Source organism: Halomonas halocynthiae DSM 14573, from assembly GCF_000425725.1.
Taxonomy (GTDB): Bacteria; Pseudomonadota; Gammaproteobacteria; order Pseudomonadales; family Halomonadaceae; genus Halomonas; species Halomonas halocynthiae.
Genome location: NZ_KE384441.1, coordinates 265,608 through 285,013, shown reverse-complemented (window position 1 = coordinate 285,013; position 19,406 = coordinate 265,608). Strand labels below are relative to the sequence as shown.

Below are 19,406 nucleotides of genomic sequence, written 5' to 3'. Positions count from 1 at the left end.
GCGTTTTTCGCCCGGTATGGTCGCTGACCAGCTGACATAGGTACCCGATGCTATAGAGACAAGCCACAAGACGTTAAGCAATGGGGCGGCGTCCGGGCAGGCCGGCTGCCCGATTCCGGCTACTGCTCCGGCGGACGGGCGCTCTGAAGTGACCCCTCCATAGCTGCACAGGGTATGGTGCAGCCATCAGGAGGACAGGTTGAGCGACGACAATCCCATCAAGCGATGGACCGCCAAGGGCAAGACCACGGCCGCTGAGGTGGCTCGCCAGTACGATCTCACCGTCTCCGAGGTCAAGGACTGGATCGATGAGGCCCATCTGCAGGTCTATGCACTACTACAACGACGAACGGCCACATCAGTCTCTGGGCTATGTGGCACGCCGAGCACACCCAGCATTAGCCGCGTAGGGTGAGCAGAAACCAGGGGGCATTACACTTCAAGAACTTGCTCGGCTCTGGTACAGCCTCCATGGCTCGACGTTGAAAGACGGTAAAGCATGCCTTAACAAGCTGATTTTTATCGCTAATTACATGGACAATCCAAGCGCCTCAACATTGTGCCCTATCCAGGTAGCCGAGTACCGTAAAAACCGTCTTGCTGATGGCTGCTCACCGAATACAATCAATACGACATTGCTTATTTTCGTGCTGTTTTTAATTTACTTATCAAAATGGGTGAGTGGCACACAGAAAACCCATTTTCTGCTGTCAAAGCAATTCGGCTGGCAGAACGTGAATTGACGTACCTCACTATCGAGCAAATCGATACTTTGTTTCATCATCTCGACCAATCCCGAAACCGTCACGTTAGGCTGATTTCCACATTATGCCTCGCCACTGGTGCCCGCTGGAGTGAAGCCCAATATCTACGCGCTGAGCTCGTTAGAAATGGCCAAGTTACCTATGTAGGTACAAAAAATGGCCGTACTCGGTCGGTACCCATCCCTGATGGCCTTTACCAGCAGCTTGTAAAGCATGGCCCTCGTATGGGTCGACTTTTCCGACAGGACGCCTATCAAACTTTCAGCAATGCGCTTAAAAATGCGGATATTCAACTGCCCAAAGGTCAGCGCACTCACGTTTTACGGCATACGTTCGCGAGCCACTTTATAATAAACGGAGGTAACTTACTGACACTACAGAAAATCATGGGGCACCAAACCATTCAAATGACTATGCGCTATGCACATTTGGCACCGGATCACCTAAAGGAGGCGATTACGTTCGGCCCGAAGGTATTCGGTTGACACTTTCGGAGAAAAGTACAGTTAGAAGGGGGACTTTGGCTTGTAAGTCATTGAACAATGGTGGGCCCAGCAGGACTCGAACCTGCGACCAAGGGATTATGAGTTCGGTTTTAAATCAATAAGCAACTGATACACAAGGAAAAGCAACCGTAAACGAGCGAAAGGTACAGTTCTTTGTAATCAGTAACTTAGCGAAGACTGAGGATAGCACAGGAAACTGGTGTGTGTACCGGAGGTGTACCGTTTAGGGGATCTCTCCTCTCTAGAACAGCATGCCGATGAGGGCGTAAGACGCTTCTCTCCTGAATCCAGGCTCAAAGGCATGCTGACCGCTTACGGCCTAGGGTGTGCAGAAACTAGGGGGTCATTACATGATCGGGTTGTCGTCGCTCATCCTGTCCTCCTAATGGCTGCACTATAGCCAGTGAAACTATGGAGGAGGTTACTTCATTAGCCGAAAATAATCCAATAGTTAAGATATTCCTGAAAAAGGAGGCCAAGGCCTCCTTAATAAATAAAATAATATTAGCACTGTTTAAACCGCATAGAATGTTATAGCTAATCTATTAGCCGTGATGCAGCCCTTGTTGCAACCAGAGTGTTTTTCAGTTCTCTATTGAAAGAAAAACACATCAATATAATTACAGACATCATAGGCAGAGAAACTAAAATGGTAGATGTCTGAACTGCCTTCAAACCACCTACTACCAATAGACCAACCCCCACAAAGGCTAACAAAAATGCCCATAACAAACGAACCCAGAGGGATGGCTCATCATAGCCAGTAATATTATTCGAGCTAATTGACGCCAACATATAAGCAGAGGAGTCAACGGTAGTAGTCAAAAAAACGAAGCTTAGCGCTATAAAAGCGAAATAAAACAATTCGGAAAATGGTAAAGTCTGAAGTATTTCAGCAACTGCTGCAGGCCCACCTTGATCATTTAGTATTTTAGATACAGGCAGAATATCGTTAACTTCAAGATATATAGAATAGTTCCCCCAAACAAAAAAGAACAAGCAGCAGCCTAGCCCTCCCCATAGCAAACCATGAATTACTAATTCTTTTATTGTTCTACCACGTGAAATACGGGCAATAAACATACCAACCATTGGGCACAGAGCAATCCACCACGCCCAATAAAAAACTGTCCAGTTTTCAATAAAACGGCTTTTATCTAATGGATCAGTCCAAAAGCTCATCCGGAAAAAATTTTCCAAAAGAAGGCCTACACTGTTGACACTGGTATCGAGTAAAAATACAGTAGGGCCAGCGAGAAAAACAAAAACCAAACACCCCGCCGCAAGGAAAGCATTAATCCTACTTAGCATTTTTATACCTTTGTCCAAACCCGAATATACACTCCATGAAAACATTAAAGCCCAAACAACAAGAACAATAATTTGTAATAAAAGTGAATTTTCTATATCAAACCACACTACTAAAAGCTCTGATACCAGAGGGACAGCAAGTCCAAGAGTAGTGCCTATTCCTCCTACAATACTGAACATAACAAAAAGGTCAATGAGTCGGCCAAACCATCCGTCAGCATAACTACCAATTATAGGTCTACAGATATCACTTAGACGGAAAACATTTACCCTTTTCACATATAATGCGTAGCCTACCGGAATAGAAGGAAGAACATAAATTGCCCAAGCAGAAACCCCCCAATGAAAAAGTGGGTACATGGAGGCCAATTCAATAGCCCTTTGACTCTCTGCCTCAACTCCTAGAGCTGGCCCCAAAATATAATAGATAGGCTCTATAAATGCCCAGTTCACGATTGAAATGCCAATACCTGCGCAAAAAAGCATTGCGCCCCAAGATATATTTCCGAACTCTGTGGCTTCACCAGGCTCTCCTAATCGAATTGCCCCCACCCTACTAAAAGCACACCATGCAATAAACCCTAATACAGAAAAAACAAATAATTGATAAAGCCATTTAAACGAACTTGTTACCTTATTGAATACTACATCTACCACCTCGCCCCCTGCCTCAGGAAACAATGCCGCAGGTATACTGACAGCAAGTACACAAGTGACTGCTGGTACGACTAAATTATAATCCACACCACTAGATTTATTCTTTTTTTCTGTATGGCTATGCATGACGAAACTCTCTTGATGATTGTAATTGATCTACAAGCTATGTTTTTTCACAGCTCTTAGGAAACTAAATCTTAATTATAGTCGACTTCAACTCAGTATATTTATCAAAAGCATGTAAAGATCTATCTCTTCCATTGCCGGACTGTTTAAACCCACCAAAAGGTAAAGTCATATCTCCATTACCATACTGATTAATCCATACAGTGCCAGCTCTTAGCTTAGGGGATAAGCGGTGTGCCCTTGAAAAATCAGCTGTCCATAGCGCAGCAGCTAACCCATAGTCAGTATCATTGGCTATTCTTACCGCATCTTCTTCAGTTTCAAACCCAATTAGAGCGAGAACTGGACCAAATATTTCTTCTTGAGAAAATTTCATCTCATTTTTCACTTGATCTATGATTACTGGTTCCATATAGCAGTCTCCGACCCCTTGCAAGCCACAGTTTCCACCATAAACCAATTCTCCACCTTCTTTTATTCCTAGCGACACATAAGACTTAACTCTTTCAAGGTGCTCTAAATCTACCAGAGCTCCCAAGCGTGTGTGAGGATCTAAAGGATGACCTACTTTCCACGTACTAACCTCTGAAATAAGCAGCTCCAAGAATTTTTCTTTTATTGAATTTTGTACTAAAAGACGAGAGCCTGCAGTACACACTTGCCCTTGATTAAATGCAATCGATCTCACTGCCACTCGTGCTGCTTCATCTAAATCTGGCGCATCAGAAAAAATGATATTGGGACTTTTCCCACCAGCTTCTGCCCATATTTTCTTCAGGTTTGATTGACCAGAAAATTGCATCAATTGCTTAGCTACAGCTGTAGATCCAGTGAATGCAATACAATCAACATCCATATGAAGCGCTAATGCTTTACCAGCAATATAGCCCAACCCTGGGGTAACGTTGAAAACCCCTTTTGGGATACCAGCCTCAAGAGCAAGGGCTCCTAGCTTGATACAAGTAAGTGGCGAGCGCTCCGAAGGCTTCAAAACTACAGAGTTTCCTGCGGCTAACGCAGGTCCTAGCTTCCAGCAAGCCATTGCCAGTGAGAAGTTCCAAGGTACGATGATGCCAACGACTCCGATGGGCTCACGTGAAATAAGACCAAGTTGATCTTTCGCAGTTGGAGCAATTTCACCATAAATTTTATCAACAGCCTCACCACTCCAGCGAAGTGCACTTGAGGCACCTAGGACATCAACCTCTAAAGAGTTTTTTATTGGCTTTCCAACATCGATTGTTTCCAACAATGCAAGCTCTTCTGAATGTTGCTCAATTAGCTCAGCGAAGCGTATTAAGACAGTTTTTCTCTTAGCCGGAGTTATATCCGACCAGACCCCGGCGCTAAAACTATTTTTTGCTGTAGCGACAGCGTAATTGATATCGAAATCTTGGCAACTAGACACATGAGCAATAATCTTACTATTTATTGGACTAACGCACTCAAATGTACAGCCATGAATAGAATCAATATAACTACCATCAATATATGCGCGACCTTCAAACACTAAATTTTCTAAACGATCCAACCAACCCGAGAATGAAATCGACATAAAACAACCTCTCAGTTAGCGTGAAATTAGATTAAATCTCATAGCCAAATCTAATCACAACTATAACTATCAATAAAACTAGAAATGTGAGTTGCTACGAGGTTTGGAGCCTCTATCATTATTGCATGCTTAAGGTTTTCTAATACTACTAATTTAGAATTAGGAAGGGCCTCATAAATTTTTTTATTTAAAATGGGATTGCAGCCCGCATCATTTTCTCCTGTGAGCACCATACAAGGTTGATTTATCTCATGAAGCCAGGGAGACATTTCAGTCTCCGCATAAATTTTAAATACATTTAGAAATGTTTGTGTATCTGTTTCCAAGACCTGTTTTTTTCTTGCTGCGACCCTTTCAGGGTTTTCCTGTAAGAAACGATCAGTAAACCACCTATTAGTCAAAGTATTAAGCACAGGCTTAATTCCTTTCTCTTCCATAGCGTTTACGACATTTAACACATTCTTGGAGTCTTGCTGTGACCGAAATGCTGCTGATGACAAGATACTTATACTAAGCACTCGATCAGGGTATTTTCTGGCATAGGCCGGACCGATCATGCCACCTAAAGAGTGGCCGACGAGATGCATTTTAGACACCCTAAGTTTTTGACGAAGAATTTCTAAGTCAGCGACTAAATCATCTAACTTGAACTCATTTCCTACAACTGGCGAACGTCCATGCCCTCGCAGATCATAAGTCACACATGTATAATTTGGGACTAATTTCTTCTTTACCTCATTCCATGCAGAGTGCCTAGAACCTATTCCATGAATCATGACGAGTGCAGGTCCATTACCTTCAATCTCATAGTAGCATTGTACACTTTCTATCATGGCAGCGGACTCACTTAGCTAGAGTGTTTCTTTGTAATGATGTCAGCACAAAGCATGCCCCTCACACCCCAATCATGAGTGTCGACATCCCTGATTAAAACGTGAACTCCATCAGAATTTCCACCGCACACTGATAAGTAGGCCTCAGTCAGAGCAGCTACAAGTTCACGCTTCTTATCATTGCTGCGACCAGCGAACATTTCCACATTAATAATTGGCATATCTATTCCTTAAGGATTCATCAGCTCATCACTAGTTATACTTGCAACTTTTCCATCAGAAACTGGTTCACAATAGACACCAAAGCTATCAACATTTTTCTCTTTAAAAAAACGCGATAGCATACTGCGAGTGTAGTTTCCTTTAACAAACTCCCATGGGATATCAGTGGAATTAAAAACCTTGACCTCTAGATCACCACATGAATCCATAGCAGTAGACGTAATATCCCCCCTAAAAACCATTGTATTGTGACTTTCACCATCCTCTCTGAAGACGGAGTAAATAAAAGACATTTCTCCGCTAATTCCTATCGAAGATAGTACTTTTTGCGTAGCAACTTCTTGGGTTTCGTTCTCAAGCCAATGCCTAGAAGGAATGCTCCATGTTCCATTATTTTTATCTCTGACAAGATATACACCATTATTATCAGAGACGAGACACCCCACTTTCATTTTAGCTAATTTTTTCGGAGTTATAGGCTGCTCCTTTGCAGAAATCTTAATATATCCGCCTCGATAGAATGCTAGCGGATTGCTTGGAACCGTATAAAATTTAATCACACGTCCAACTAAAACAACATGGTCCCCAGCATCCATTGTGTTGTAATTAGCACATAAAAATGCGCTGGCACTATTATTGATTAATGGAATGCCAAATGAATCATCACCTGTAATCTCAACGCCATCGAATTTGCTAGCTGATTGACTGGCAAATTTATTAGATATATCACCTTGACTTTCTTTCAAGATATTAACGGAAAAACTTTTAGCCTTCGTGAATACGGAAAGACTGTAGGCACTTTTTGCTATGCATACTAAAACTAGCGGAGGATCAAGTGATACCGAAGTAAATGAGTTAGCTGTGAACCCGTATGGATTGCCCTTATCATCCAGAGTGGTCACGACTGTTACCCCGGTTAAAAATGTTCCAAAAGCATCTCTTAACTTTCGAACATCTCCCCCAGAAGCTTGATGCCAGTTTATAGGCTCCACTGTATCGCTCATTTTACACCTACCACATATAGCCGCACAGAATTTATCAATGAACTTAGACTATTCTTCAAATTTCGGTATTACTTCTTTTCCGAACCTTTCAATAGACTTCATCACCTCTACATGTGAGGCCCCCATGTCCAAGTTTAAATTAACTTCATCGATACCGCTTTCGGCGTACTGACTTAAAGAATCAATAACCTCGCCTTTTGTACCGATTATCAAGTTCTTGCTAAGCTCTTCAAAAGTTTGTTCCATTGGCAATGCCAAGACTTCACCCATCTCAACTTTCCCTGGTCCTTGAAAAATATTTGAAAACCTTTTGTAATACTCATATGCAAGCTCTTTAATCACTCGGGACTCTTCTGGATTCTCAGTGATGAAACCACCACGCAGCACCGAAATTTTTTGTTCTTGTCCATTTTCCTTTGCCCCCTCTCTGAATGAAGAAACTTGTTCTTTCAAAGACTCCAAGCTTTCCTGCAAAGGAGAAGTCTGAACATTAAATCCTCGTTTCGCACAATGATATATAGCAACAGGAGACAAAGCTGCAATCCAAATCGGTGGCATTGGTTTTTGAATAGGCCTAGGCATTATCCTAATTTTTTCGAAATTATAATAATCACCTTCCCATGACACCTCATCATCATTCAACAGCAACTCTAATAGAACATTCAGAGATTCATCAAAGACTTCCCTGCTGTTACTGAAGTCGGCACCAAACCTCTCAAACTCGTAGCCAAATGCTCCACGCCCCACTCCCACCTGAATTCGTCCCTCAGTGAGAATATCTGCAACAGCAATTTCTCCAGCCAAACGACGCATATCCGCTAGTGGAAGCACCATTACTGACGTGTTGATTTTAATATTTTTAGTTATCGATGCGATTTTAACAGCAGTGATAAGCGGAGCGGGATTAATTAGTATATTTATAAAATGGTGTTCTGGAAGGGCTACGGATTTAAACCCTACTTCCTCTGCTAGCTTTGCCTTTTCAAGCATATTATTGAATACTCTATCCCCATTTTCTTGAGCATTCGGCATATAAGTGGGAAGAAACAGACTAAATTCCATGGACACCTCTTATTAATAAACAAAGTATATATTTGTACTTTTATTGCATTAACTATACGACCGTATAGTAGGCATGCAATCAATCAGACGTCAAGGACCTAGATACACGCCAATGCAAAAAATATACTAAAGTCTAATATCGGTCAGCCAAAGAAAAACAACCACCTACTACCTATTTCATCGCGGCGCCTGCCGAGCGGCGTTTCGGAACGTCTTGTTGACGTTCATCCGTAAGCGTATGGGCATCACCCTGATCTTTCCCAACAGCAGTGGACACCTCGTTAATGTAGGATCCCGGATGTTCAGGGCCGCTTATAGAAGTTACCCTCTGCTGGCAGCCAAAGAGCTTCTTCAACAGTTCATCCGGGAGCAGGTCATGGCCATCAAGCTGCAAAAGCAGGCCACCACGACACCGAAGATCCGGGCCGAGTCCAGGCAGCGTCCTCCGGTATCACGGATAGTGAGCTGGGCCGGCTGTATGGCTTTTCCACCGCGACCATCCGGCGCTGGCGGCACCGTGACGCTGTCCATCACCGATCTCACACGCGGCACAACCTACTGGCCACGCTTACGCCCGAGCAGTCTGATCAAACCGAGACCACAGACGAACGGTATGGTGGATCGCTTCAATGGCCGTATCAGCGACGTGCTGGCGACTCGGCGCTATGTCTCAGGCGAGGGCCTGGAGCAGACGCTCAAGCGCTATTCTTGGCTGTATAATCACCATATCCCGCAGAAGGTGCTGCACCATCAGTCGCCGATCGCAGCGATGAAGGAGTGGCAGGCTAAACGGCCAGAAATTATTTTCCAAGCGGGTGGCCAATTACACGGGACCCGATATCTAGCAACAACAGGTCTCCGAGGGTAGAATCAGTCGGAGCGTATCCTGTTGATTGATCTCCCCCATGACCTCAATCAACAGGGTACGACCCTTACTACCTTATCCCATCTTCTAAGAATCACCATATATTAAATTTAAATTACAGGAGTTTAAATGGAAAAACATAAAGTCAATGAGATCGAATCTCCTGAGTTTCAAAGCTTAGAAAAAAGCGAAAAGCTACTAATAATATCAACAATAGAGTGTGTCTCTGAGCTTGGTTACCAAAGCTCCTCTGTAAGGGCAATATCTAAGCATGCAAATTTATCCCCTGGGATGGTGCGCCATTGTTTTGACAACAAGTTAGAGATGGTCGTTACCGCATATAGATGTTTGGCGGAAGAACTGATTTTTGTAACAAACCATAAGCTAGAAATGGCAAGCAATGACTCTTTTGAGCGACTATCAACATTCATACATTCTGGATTTTCTCCACCTATACTAACCTACCCTAAAATATCATTTAGGTTTGCACTTTGGGGAATGACTCAAACAGAGCCAGAAATTAAAAAAGTGCACACTCAGCTTTGCGAACGTTACAAAATTCAGCTTGAAAAAATTATACATGAAGTGGCAAATAAAAAAAAGTCAAAAGAAGATCGAGAAATAATATCTCAGGCCATATTGACATACCTTAACGGGGTATGGGTTGATTGGCTCTTAAACAGAGACTTCCAACACAAAAAAACTCTTTATCTAGCGGACGAAGTTTTAGAAAAATACTTATTAGACGCCGGGTAGAAACCAATTAAAAAACGAAACTATAACAACCATCTCTAAATCATAGAGTAGTAAAATTCACATTAAGGGAATGGTGCATAAATCCCGCCATAGCTGCCTGATCGCCACCGGCGGGATAAAATTTTGTAATGGCCTTCTAGTTTCTGCACACCCTACGTGGCTAATTTCGGATGTGCTCAGGGTGCTACATAGTACAGAGACTGATGTGTCCGCTCTTCGTTGTAGTACCGGATCCAGCGATCGATCACGACTCTGGCTTGGCCTAACGACTCGAAGCGATGGAGCCAGATGCACTCTTCCTTCAAGGACCGGAAGAAGCGCTCCACAAGCCCGTTCTGCTCCGGTGTGTACAGCGTCGTGAATCCTGGGTGAGGCCATGGGCCTTACACCGTGCCCGTGTAGTGGCGACTGCTGGAAACGAGATCGTTGTCAGAGCGCAGTGCCAACGGCTGCTGCACCCGTCCCAGCGCCCCTAGCCGAGAGATAAGCGCTTCCTCCAGCGCGGCTTCATTGACGAAGCCTGTCCAAGGCTTTTTCCAATAGCTCAAGTGACTGGCGGCGCTTGTCCGGATGCATCTTATGGATGTTGGCGAGCTTCCAGCGCACGGCAGGCAGCCGATCAACGCCCGGCAGCGGGAGCAGTGCCCAGTCAGGTGCACCCAGCTTGAACGACAGCAGAAAGCGAACATCCTCATCCGTCATCAGTTGGCCCAACCGCGTCAGGAGTTCGTGCCGGACGTCCTCCAGCTCCTGCAAAGGAAGGTCAACCCTGGCCATCCCGACAAACTCCTGTCGGTAGACGTCATCCAGTGGTTTCAGTCGCGGATTGATCACTTCATTCAAGGGCCTGGGATGCCCCAGCAGATAGACCAGGAAGCCTTCGAATACGCTTCGATCCAGGCCGCCCTGGTTCAGCAACAGCTTTACATCGAAAAGGTCCCGGGGGTGCTGGCGGTCCAGCGCGGCGCAGATCTTGCCGCCATACAGGTCCGGCAGCGACACCACCCGCAGCGCAGCAAAGCCGTACTCGTCCTCCACGGCTTCAACGACATCGCGCTCCTGGGGCGGGTGCAGGGTGCCACGCAGTACTGGCGATACCTCCACCTTTACCTGGCTACGCCCCCGCCGCACCAGGGTTCTCAGCTCGTCTCGGCGATTATCCTGAAGCTCGGCGCGCACGCCTGGTAGTCGGGCGCTGAAGGTCTCTGCCAGTCGCTGCAGCGCCTCGCGACAGCGTCGCAATGCCTCGTCACGGGGCTCCAGCGGCAGGTAGGCCAGGTCGATGTCGACCGATAGACGAGGTAATGGCTGCACGAAGAGGTTGATGGCCGTGCCGCCCTTGAGGGCGAAGCACGGCTCGTCATTGAGAAATGGCAGCAGCGAGACCAGCAGCCTGACCTGTTCGTGGTAGCGAGCGTCAATCGGCATGCAGGAACGCCTCCGGCACCGTCACGTGAAATTCCCTGTCCAGCTTGCCGCCCTGGCAGAGCTGCCGCTTGCCTTTGCCGAGGTCCAATCGGCGTGGTTCCAGACGACCGTACCAGGCATGTCCGGCGTGGCGAGCCAGCACCAGGAAAGCCCGCTTGGTTCTCACCGAACGGCATCCCTCCAGCAATGCTTGCAGCCGGCGCGGACGCAGCGTGTTAAGCCCGCTGAAGGTGTCTACCAACTCACTGCCGAACAGCAGCGCATTCGGCGTCACGGCGATCCACTCCAGGACCGCTCGCTCTGGGGTCGATACCTGCAAGCTAAAGGCCCTGCCATCCGGCGCGTAGTCCATGAAGCTGCCGGGAAGCTGCGCTGGAAGGCCCTTTTCCGAGTGGAGCACCATCCGCCCTGCCCACTCGGCATCATTCAACCACCGGGGCAGCCGAGCGGCCTCCTTGCCATACAGGTGCGTCGTGCGCTCACCCATGGGCAGGTAGTGGACAACGCCATGCAGTGCGAGGGCCGTCTGGCCACCCGGCCAAAGCGGTGGTAAGCCCGTGTCGTCGCTCGCCTGCAAGGCGAAAACAGCGCTCTCCCAGGTAAGAGGCTCCCCCGCTTGGCAGTAGGCGCCGTACCCCACGCGTTGCAGCCAGCCACTGCTGGCCAGCTTACGCGCCTGATCCGAGGTGACGCCGTGTGACGCCAGCCAGGCGGTCGTCACGACGGCACCATATGGGATCTTGTGCAGCAGCTGGTTTATTTTCACGTAAAAAAGAGGCCCAAAATTCCGTCATCAGAGTAAAGAATAAACCACGTTGGTTTATCTTCAAGCCCAAAATCGCCATTCATGGCCGCTTTTAGATAAGAATTTAAACCGATGGCTGAATCTCCGACCCTGATTGAGCCTGAATTCAGCGGGAGGAAGCTTGAGGGACGAAGCCAGGCTGAGAAGGCCGCTGCAGGGGACAAAGCGGCCACACATCACGTCAATCCTGATAGTGCGTGTACTTTTTTGCACTTCCCTTCACCTGGTCGGCGGGATATTTCTCCGCATTCTTCTCCATCTTCGCCCGGCAAGCCGCTTCGATATCCACGTCCAACTTGCCCGCCAGCCGGATCAGGTAGAGCTGCACATCGGCAATTTCGTCGCGCACGGCGGCCAGTTGCTGCTCATCCAGCTCCCTGGACTGCGCCTCGGTCAGCCACTGGAAGCACTCCTGCAGTTCAGCTGCCTCTACCGTCAGCGCCATGGCCAGATTCTTGGGCGAATGGAACTGGTCCCAGTCGCGCTCGGTGGCGAACTGGTCCATAGCGTCTTGGAGCTGCTTGAACGGGTCGGACATGTGGTACTCACCTGGTTCTGCGGTATCGGATAGCGGTGAGCATGCCTGCTCTGCCACTCGCCATCCAGCCGGCATCGGCATAGGCGACCATCCGGCCGCCCACTCGCTCACAGCACGGAGAGGAATTCGCCGATGACCTTCAGATCCTCAAGCTCGTCTTCGAGCACGATGTCCTTGTAGCCGAAGGCGTTGGTCTGGGGCTTCAGAACGATGCGCTGGTTCACGAACTCGCCGTACTCCTCGATCTTCTCGCTCTGATACAGCTTGATCGTGAAGCTGCCGCCGTGGTCCGGGTCCTCGATGGCGCGATGCTGCACCACGACGACCTTGCCTTGCCGTGTGCCACCGGGGTTGGCACGGAACAGGCACCAGGCGCCATTGGGGATGCGCCGGTTCATCGACTCCCCCACTACCCGGCTGACGAACAGGTCGGGGCTCGCACGCATGAAGTCCGGCAGCTCGACCCAGTGCTCGGCGTCGGCGATCTGCATCTCGCTGAACTCGCCGGCGGCGATGCTCAGGTCGTAGACGGGTACATGGCGCTCGAACGGTGCGGCCTGGTCACGCGCCACGATGGGAAGGTGCAAGCCATCCAGCGTCTCGGCATTCTCGGGCGCGTCCAGCCGCTCAGCCGCTGCTTGAGAGCGGGCATAGGCCGCGAAGTACTCGCGGGTCTCGGGGTCCGTGGCATAGACGTAACAGCCCTTCTGGCCCCGTGTCATCAGCGTGCGATAGGTGTTCTTGATGATCTGGTCTGCCAGGGCACGGGCATGCTCAGGCTGCTCCTTGAGCATCTTCTTGTAGCCATGAACCGAGCGGTCCTGCCCCGCCCGCTTGCCCGCGTCTGTCACCACGCGACCGTCACGAATCACGAAGTCGTCTCCGATGATGACACCGACGTAGTCGAACTCGAGCCCCTGGCAGGTGTGGATGCAGCCGATCTGCTCTGCTGATCCAACGGCGATCGCCCAAAGCATGCCGTCGTCATCGAGGTTCCACTGGGCCGCGAAGTCATGTTCGGGAAACACGATGTCCATGGCCTGCTTGTCCTTCTTGCTGGCCCAAGGCCAGCAGTAGCCCGCCACCATGCGGGCCTTGTTGGCCTTGCGGTTCTTTTCGAGAATCGCAAGGCGCATGGCACTCGGGTCATCGAACACCTGGAAGTCGTAGTCGATGTCCTTCAGGTCAGTGTTGGCCGTGGTGCGAATCTGAAGGGCATGATCGAGCCAGGCCAGATAGCCATCCGAGCCGTTGCAGCGAAACTGCGACGCCAGCTCAAGTTCGTGGACATCGGCGCCGCACTCGGCCGCCCGCCGCCGGATCTCCTCGACCGTCCCCACGTCTTTCAGCGTCACACGCTGCGCCTCATCGATGAAGAAGATCGAAAAGCGTGACGCGGCGATCACTTCCTTGATCTGGCTCTCTCCCAGGTTCTGATACATGCCGGACTTTTCGTTCAGCCGGTGCGCTTCATCGACGATCAGCGCATGGAAGGTATCCGGCTCGGCGTTGACGTAGCTGCCCGAGCCCTTGAACAGGTTGTCGATGTGCGTCTTCTTGCGCGTGCCGGTCAGCTTCTTCTTGAAGACCTCACGAGGGGCCGAGTTGCGCGAGACGTACTGTGTCATCATCTCGCGCTTCGTCAGCTCCACCAGCAGGTTGATGGCCACCACCGACTTGCCGGTACCCGGCCCGCCCTTGACGATCAGGCACTGCTTGTTGCCGCTGCCTGCGCGATGCGCAAGATCGATGGCGGTTTCATAGACCAGCTTCTGGTCGTCGATCATCAGGAACTCGGTGTTGCCCTGCATCATCGAGGCCAGGGCATCCGCCAGGTTCTTGCTCGGCTTGATCACACCATGCTCGATGCGATACATGATGTCGTTGCTGTCGCCGTACTTGATGTGCTGGCTCAGAAACTTCGAAAGCTTCAAGGCATCCTGCGAAATAAAGACCGGCGCCCGGCGTGTGTGGTGCTCGTAGAAGGGATCATTGATGGCGTCCCCCTGCTTCATGTTGTGCAGGTAGGCGCAGGGCACCAGACGGATCGACTCGGCGCGTACCGTCTCGTTGTAGTCCTCGATCAGCGCACCATAGGACCACGCCTGATACGAGGGATGATTGGTCTCGCGTACGCCGCCGCCCAGCTGGGTGCGCACGATGGCGTCCTTCTTCGTCACCTCGACGGACTGCCACTGTTTCAGTTCCACGATGACCGCCGCATCGTCCCGCTGGTGGTTCTTGCCGGTCAGGATGAAGTCCACACGGCGATTAGTCAGCGGAATGTTGTACTCGATGGCCACTCCCGCCGATGCGGGAATCGCCTCATCCAGCAGCGCGCTCATCATGAAGCGAAGAGAGTTCTCCCAAGACGTCACCTCACTACGCGGCGAGTTTCGGTTCAGCCTGCGTGCCACCTCGTTCTCGATGGCGTCGGTGATGACGTTGGCTCGTACATCATCGATGAACTGCTGCTTGGTGGCGTTGTAGACCAGCATTCCCCACAAATTTCCTTTTTATAAACAAATAGTTATAGATATTTCAATATACATGCACTGTATAATTATGCACGCTACTGACTGCTATAACATCACCTGAAGCTCATGTGCCAGCCACAGCGGGCATGGGGAGCCATCCTGGTCGAGGCAGGCTGCGGTCCTGGCGTGGCACTTATCATTCATCGAGTTTGAAACTCAACTGCGTACTAACCGACTCGCTTTCTGGACGACCTCCTGAATCCCCGCCATATGCCGCGATCATCTCTTCGACCCATAGCTCTCCGGCAAACTTGGCGTTCTCGTACTCGACCCTCTTCATCCATCCAACATCTTGAGGTGCAGAAAACACCTCGTATCCTGGAATCTCCCAATCATCCTCAAAGTACCTCAGGACCCAGCCATAGCCTTCCTCCGGAGGGCACGGATCGACCTTGAAGCTATATCTCGGCATTTCCATTCTCCTATTCTCACACCAGATTCCAACGCTTTCGCCCACCGGAGACCAGTGCCATCACGCGCTCATTAACCTCCCGCACTCTGTCCTGTAGCTCCTTGATGCTGATTTCTCCTTGGCCCTGATCCTGAATCCGCATGCGAGGTAAACCCAGCTGGGTGCCGCCCGCGTTTTCAATGACGTCGGTCAGTGCGAAGGATGCTTGGATCAAGGCCGAGAGCTCTTCTTCGTTCATGACCGGCTGGCGTAGCAGCGTCGCCCGAATCAGCGCCGAAGCCCAGCGAGTGCGATTCGGAAAGCCCTCGTAAGCGGCCCGCTCTGTGATCAACTCCTGCTCCTGACGAGTCAGCCGAATCGATAACTTGCAGGATTTGGGGCCTCGCATCATGTCCCGCCCCTCTTCAGCGATGCTCTCTCCACAAACGCGTTGGATCATCTCCCGCAGTACATCTGACTCCGAGCGGCCAGATGCCTCACACAGGCGCTGCCAGGCTTCCTTCTCGGCTGATGTCAGCCTGGTTTTGACCACTGCTGCTTCTGTCATGGTGTCACCCTCCACTGCGTGTCGCTCTCCAAATCTGGTACCAAATGCCAGCACCCTGCCGGCAACGGCTGACACTTCGCGAATCCTGCCCTAGCCCCAAAATCACCCTCACTTTTCGTACGTAAGAAATTTCTCCAGCTTGCCACGATGGCTACTACTGGCCCTTGGTACGTTTTGCTAGCACTTCGCGAATCCTGCTCTAGCCTCAAAACCACCCACACTTTTCGTACGTAAGAAATTTTGATTCCGGGAAAACCCTCTGCGGCGCGATCAACTCAGGACGGCGGTACCATGTGCCGGCACTTCGCGAATCCTGCCCTAGGCCACAGTCACGTGGATTTTTCGTACGCACGAAATCTTGCCGACCTCCCACTATGGCTCCCACAGCCAGTGGTACGTTGTGGTACCAACCCGCGAATCCTGCCCTAGCCCTAAACCCAGACTTTCTTTTCGTACGTAAGAAAAATGGTGGCTCCTCGGGCGAGGCTAGCAACCACAGGGATATGCGTTAGGCTTCGCCATTAGTAATACGCACGGACCCTTGAACACCTTTGGAACATTCAGAAATTTCGTGCGCACGAAAAGCTGCATGTGCTATTGGCTGCGTTGACATCCTCAATCCCAAGGGCTTCGCCATTAGTAATACGCATGGACCTGTCTCAAACCTGCTCGTCGCCAGGGGCTGATCGGGAGGCTTCGCCATTAGTAATAGGGGAGGCACTTGCCTCAACCGCTTCCGTCTCTCCATGCTCCCGGCGACGCTTGGCCAGCTCAGCTTTCATCCACTGCCCAGAGGCACGCATCTCAGCTCGCAGGTCTTCGATCTCTTCGGGTGTCAAGCGCCGGTAGCTCATGAGGTCTCCTTCTGATATGGATCACGCCGAAGCTCGGGATATATCGTTGCGCGCCATAGCCACTGGAGAACACACACGGCAATACCGGCCACGCAGACAAACAGGGTACGAGCAGCCTCGCCATCGCCAGTAAGAGCGACGCTGACCAAACCAGGCAGTTCAGGGAGCAACGCCACAGACAACAGGATACCCACCACCAGTAACAGGCCCGAGATGACCAGCCCCACCCCACGCTTTACCCGCGCAACGCGGACGCGCCAGGTATCTAACCACTTGATATTGGTATTCATGACTTATCCTCCTGTCATCGTGTTGCCAGCACCGAAACGCTTCTGGTAGGCACTATAGGCAGACTTGGCGCCACGGTAAGGAGAGGTTGCCGCACTGCCTGCTAAGCGTGCATCACGTTGAACGCCGCGATACTGACGGCGGATGGCTGAGGGACGCATCGCGGACATAGCAGAGCCCAGAGCGCCCTGAGTTGCCAATGCCACACCACCGCCCAGTGCAGAAGCAATGGCCGGCACCTGCTTAAGCACGAGAATGCCAAGAGCAAAAAAAGCAATCAGATAGGCGCTTGTGGTCATACTGGCCATGCTGCCTGCCGAGGATTCCACGATGTTCATGAACGCTTCGCTGACATCGATGACCATGCGCCCAATGGCGGAACCCAAAACCAGCAGCATGCCGAAATTAATCACCATGCCCAGCCAGCTCTCGAAAAAGCGTTGGGTGCTGTTAAACAGCAGGCCGATGATAAAGAGCGGACCAATCGCCAACAGCACTGTCGTTGCCACCTTGCTGGCCAGCAGGAGAAAAGCCACTACGATGGCAACACCACCACCAAACACCATGATCAGAGTTGCCACTAAATACATGCCGAAATCACCACTCATGACTCCCGCTTTATCCCAGGCCTGATCAGCTACGGCGAGAACGCGGGAGAACAGGCTGTCCAAAATGGCCGCGGCACCTCCATTGGACCCCGTGATGACTGCTGCTACCTTTTCCGGGCCGTGAGCCAGCACGTCCACCACGACGCCCATATAGGTACCGACCGTCAGTCCCAGTGTCATGATGAAGCCGATGCGAAGGATGCGAAAAACACCCTCCTGCAAGGGCTCACTGACTTTGCCAAACATCATCAAATAGCCCCAGATGGCAATCCAGACGATCAACATGCTGGTAAACATTGGAGTGATGTAAGCGATGAGGTCAGTAGCCGTGTTGACGATGTACTGGTCCAGTGCCTGATCAACCACGGAGAACATGCCTTCAAACAGGTTCATGAGTCCTCCTCGCTTTTTAGGCTAGACAGATCGAGCTCGAAGGGCTCACCGCTAGACAGTGCCCGCTCCGCTTGGAGTGCATTAATGCAATTCGGCGCCTCCTGGAGTTCGCCAGGGTTGTTGCCACACGTCTCCAGTGTCACCTTGCGCTCGTCGTCATGCGCTTTGTACCAGTCTACGGTCTGCACCGGGCCAGTATCCGGGGTGTCATCAAAGCACCCGGACTGCGCAACGCTGACCAGAACCACAACGGCGATATTTCGTGCGCACGAAATTTGCCTGGTACTCATAAAGCCTCCTTACCAATCAAGCTCGAAAGGTTCTCCTGATGAAGCGACACGCATCTGCTGAACCCGCTGAGCGTGAAGCGCCTGGTTGGCCTCGGCCTGCGAACGGAACATGGACAGTTTGGCCATCTCGTTTTGCAGCATGACTTGTTCGGCGCCGATACGGGCCTGGAGGTCCAGAATGTCTTTCTGGTCCGGGCTGTTGTTGACCTCAGCCACCAAGCCCGTCAGCTCGCTGAAACGCTCCTGAGCCTGTTCCAGGGACTTTTGGGACTGGCCAAGCCAGGTCGCCGTGTTCTGGTTGCCGCTGTCGTACAGGTCCGCCACGTCGCCGGTCAGGCCATGTTCGTTCGCAACTCTGATGCCGGCGTCACTCAGCACCTGGCTAGGATCGACATTCACGGCAGTGTCATAGGCCGAGTCGATGACGTTGCCCAGGCCACGAACCCCGCTCATGCTGTCCAGCTCCTTATTGGCTGTTTCGAGCTGGCTTTTTAGTTGCTCGATTTGGGTAAGCATGTGCTGAACCTGCAAAATCTGCTGGGTCAGGCTCGACACGTCGATAACGGGAATCCCGCCTGCCATGGCTGGCTGCGATAGTCCGATGGTGGCCGCGAGGGCGACACCGGCCATTTTTCGTGCGCACGAAATTTTGTTGCTCATGATCAAACCTCCTTTTGACGATCCTGACGGGTCGCCTTGGCCTCCAGACGCCGTTTCGTTCTCTGGAGCGTGAGCGACCGCTTTTCAAAATCCAGACTTTTCAGGTCGATGGACTCCATCACCTCTTTCATCTCCTCGATGCAGGTGAAGAAGTCTTCGGGAAGGGCTTCCAACCCTTCGGTGAGAAAATCGCAAGCGTAACCGGCGATGATCACCAGAGTTTGAATCTCACTCTGGATGGCGTGCTGTTCGACCGCGTGTGATCGGTACAGCCGTGATAGGCCACTGTCGGTGAAGGCGGGTGTGATACCCTGTCTGTTAGCCATGGGTGCCTCCTACGCAGGCAGTTGTGGTTAGGCGCGGTTCGGGGCAATCACCCCCGTTC

Annotated in this window: 22 protein-coding genes and 2 pseudogenes; 5 read left to right on the top strand and 19 right to left on the bottom strand. The window is 50.7% G+C overall.

The window, feature by feature from the left end:
- The first annotated feature begins 199 nt into the window (after positions 1 to 199).
- The 3 genes and pseudogenes from H616_RS15630 (at position 200) to H616_RS15775 (ending at position 1,249) form a co-directional block, all read left to right on the top strand.
- On the top strand, positions 200 to 415 hold the full coding sequence (locus H616_RS15630; RefSeq protein WP_035573208.1) for a hypothetical protein: 216 nt from the start codon (positions 200 to 202) through the stop codon (positions 413 to 415).
- Between the two features lie 16 nt (positions 416 to 431).
- Positions 432 to 712: pseudogene (locus H616_RS15825) on the top strand (phage integrase); the annotation flags it as partial.
- A 27-nt stretch (positions 713 to 739) separates the two neighbouring features.
- The gene (locus tag H616_RS15775; RefSeq protein WP_420835264.1) at positions 740 to 1,249 is read left to right on the top strand and encodes a tyrosine-type recombinase/integrase; all 510 of its coding nucleotides are present in this window, start codon (positions 740 to 742) and stop codon (positions 1,247 to 1,249) included.
- Positions 1,250 to 1,807: 558 nt separating this feature from the next.
- On the opposite strand, the gene H616_RS15065 is transcribed toward H616_RS15775, so the two are convergent.
- The 6 genes from H616_RS15065 to H616_RS0113165 all read right to left on the bottom strand — a co-directional run bounded on the left by H616_RS15065 (position 1,808) and on the right by H616_RS0113165 (position 8,040).
- Complete coding sequence (locus H616_RS15065; RefSeq protein ID WP_035573206.1) at positions 1,808 to 3,364, bottom strand: BCCT family transporter; 1,557 nt, start codon at positions 3,362 to 3,364, stop codon at positions 1,808 to 1,810.
- Between the two features lie 64 nt (positions 3,365 to 3,428).
- Complete coding sequence (locus H616_RS0113185) at positions 3,429 to 4,919, bottom strand: aldehyde dehydrogenase (protein ID WP_027967776.1); 1,491 nt, start codon at positions 4,917 to 4,919, stop codon at positions 3,429 to 3,431.
- A gap of 50 nt (positions 4,920 to 4,969) precedes the next feature.
- Positions 4,970 to 5,752, bottom strand: coding sequence for an alpha/beta fold hydrolase (locus H616_RS0113180; protein WP_027967775.1), 783 nt, complete (start codon positions 5,750 to 5,752; stop codon positions 4,970 to 4,972).
- 14 nt (positions 5,753 to 5,766) lie between these two features.
- Complete coding sequence (locus H616_RS15820) at positions 5,767 to 5,973, bottom strand: tautomerase family protein (RefSeq protein ID WP_027967774.1); 207 nt, start codon at positions 5,971 to 5,973, stop codon at positions 5,767 to 5,769.
- Between the two features lie 9 nt (positions 5,974 to 5,982).
- Entirely contained in the window at positions 5,983 to 6,978 is a 996-nt protein-coding gene (locus H616_RS0113170; RefSeq protein ID WP_084155913.1) for a flavin reductase, read from the bottom strand.
- Positions 6,979 to 7,026: 48 nt separating this feature from the next.
- Positions 7,027 to 8,040 carry an LLM class flavin-dependent oxidoreductase gene (locus tag H616_RS0113165; protein WP_027967772.1) on the bottom strand — a complete coding sequence of 338 codons (1,014 nt, stop codon included), beginning with the start codon at positions 8,038 to 8,040 and terminating at the stop codon, positions 7,027 to 7,029.
- A 583-nt stretch (positions 8,041 to 8,623) separates the two neighbouring features.
- On the opposite strand from H616_RS0113165, the pseudogene H616_RS15720 reads away from it, so the two are divergent.
- Positions 8,624 to 8,885: pseudogene (locus H616_RS15720) on the top strand (IS481 family transposase); the annotation flags it as partial.
- 149 nt (positions 8,886 to 9,034) lie between these two features.
- Positions 9,035 to 9,661 (top strand): TetR/AcrR family transcriptional regulator, encoded by a 627-nt coding sequence (locus H616_RS0113155; RefSeq protein ID WP_027967770.1) that lies wholly within the window; start codon positions 9,035 to 9,037, stop codon positions 9,659 to 9,661.
- A gap of 176 nt (positions 9,662 to 9,837) precedes the next feature.
- On the opposite strand, the gene H616_RS15815 is transcribed toward H616_RS0113155, so the two are convergent.
- The 13 genes from H616_RS15815 to H616_RS0113095 all read right to left on the bottom strand — a co-directional run bounded on the left by H616_RS15815 (position 9,838) and on the right by H616_RS0113095 (position 19,347).
- Positions 9,838 to 10,014, bottom strand: a complete 177-nt coding sequence (locus H616_RS15815; RefSeq protein WP_156906476.1) for an integrase core domain-containing protein — start codon at positions 10,012 to 10,014, stop codon at positions 9,838 to 9,840.
- A 154-nt stretch (positions 10,015 to 10,168) separates the two neighbouring features.
- A complete protein-coding gene (locus H616_RS0113150; RefSeq protein ID WP_027967769.1) occupies positions 10,169 to 11,089 on the bottom strand; it encodes a nucleotidyl transferase AbiEii/AbiGii toxin family protein in 921 nt (306 codons plus the stop codon).
- Positions 11,079 to 11,855, bottom strand: coding sequence for a type IV toxin-antitoxin system AbiEi family antitoxin domain-containing protein (locus H616_RS0113145; protein WP_027967768.1), 777 nt, complete (start codon positions 11,853 to 11,855; stop codon positions 11,079 to 11,081). The genes H616_RS0113150 and H616_RS0113145 overlap by 11 nt, the downstream gene beginning before the upstream one ends.
- A 220-nt stretch (positions 11,856 to 12,075) precedes the next feature.
- The gene (locus tag H616_RS0113140) at positions 12,076 to 12,432 is read right to left on the bottom strand and encodes a nucleotide pyrophosphohydrolase (protein WP_027967767.1); all 357 of its coding nucleotides are present in this window, start codon (positions 12,430 to 12,432) and stop codon (positions 12,076 to 12,078) included.
- A gap of 107 nt (positions 12,433 to 12,539) precedes the next feature.
- The gene (locus tag H616_RS0113135) at positions 12,540 to 14,930 is read right to left on the bottom strand and encodes a DNA/RNA helicase domain-containing protein (protein ID WP_027967766.1); all 2,391 of its coding nucleotides are present in this window, start codon (positions 14,928 to 14,930) and stop codon (positions 12,540 to 12,542) included.
- Between the two features lie 175 nt (positions 14,931 to 15,105).
- On the bottom strand, positions 15,106 to 15,381 hold the full coding sequence (locus H616_RS0113130; protein ID WP_027967765.1) for a hypothetical protein: 276 nt from the start codon (positions 15,379 to 15,381) through the stop codon (positions 15,106 to 15,108).
- 16 nt (positions 15,382 to 15,397) lie between these two features.
- Complete coding sequence (locus tag H616_RS0113125; RefSeq protein ID WP_156906468.1) at positions 15,398 to 15,928, bottom strand: hypothetical protein; 531 nt, start codon at positions 15,926 to 15,928, stop codon at positions 15,398 to 15,400.
- Between the two features lie 659 nt (positions 15,929 to 16,587).
- Positions 16,588 to 16,782, bottom strand: coding sequence for a hypothetical protein (locus tag H616_RS0113120; RefSeq protein ID WP_027967763.1), 195 nt, complete (start codon positions 16,780 to 16,782; stop codon positions 16,588 to 16,590).
- A complete protein-coding gene (locus H616_RS0113115; RefSeq protein WP_027967762.1) occupies positions 16,779 to 17,072 on the bottom strand; it encodes a hypothetical protein in 294 nt (97 codons plus the stop codon). Before H616_RS0113115 ends, H616_RS0113120 begins: the two co-directional genes overlap by 4 nt.
- Positions 17,073 to 17,075: 3 nt before the next feature.
- A complete protein-coding gene (locus H616_RS0113110; RefSeq protein ID WP_027967761.1) occupies positions 17,076 to 18,071 on the bottom strand; it encodes a TrbL/VirB6 family protein in 996 nt (331 codons plus the stop codon).
- Complete coding sequence (locus H616_RS15060; RefSeq protein ID WP_051234298.1) at positions 18,068 to 18,361, bottom strand: EexN family lipoprotein; 294 nt, start codon at positions 18,359 to 18,361, stop codon at positions 18,068 to 18,070. The genes H616_RS0113110 and H616_RS15060 overlap by 4 nt, the downstream gene beginning before the upstream one ends.
- A 9-nt stretch (positions 18,362 to 18,370) precedes the next feature.
- Positions 18,371 to 19,021 carry a TrbJ/VirB5 family protein gene (locus H616_RS0113100; protein WP_027967760.1) on the bottom strand — a complete coding sequence of 217 codons (651 nt, stop codon included), beginning with the start codon at positions 19,019 to 19,021 and terminating at the stop codon, positions 18,371 to 18,373.
- A gap of 2 nt (positions 19,022 to 19,023) precedes the next feature.
- Positions 19,024 to 19,347, bottom strand: coding sequence for a hypothetical protein (locus H616_RS0113095; protein WP_027967759.1), 324 nt, complete (start codon positions 19,345 to 19,347; stop codon positions 19,024 to 19,026).
- Positions 19,348 to 19,406 lie beyond the last annotated feature (59 nt).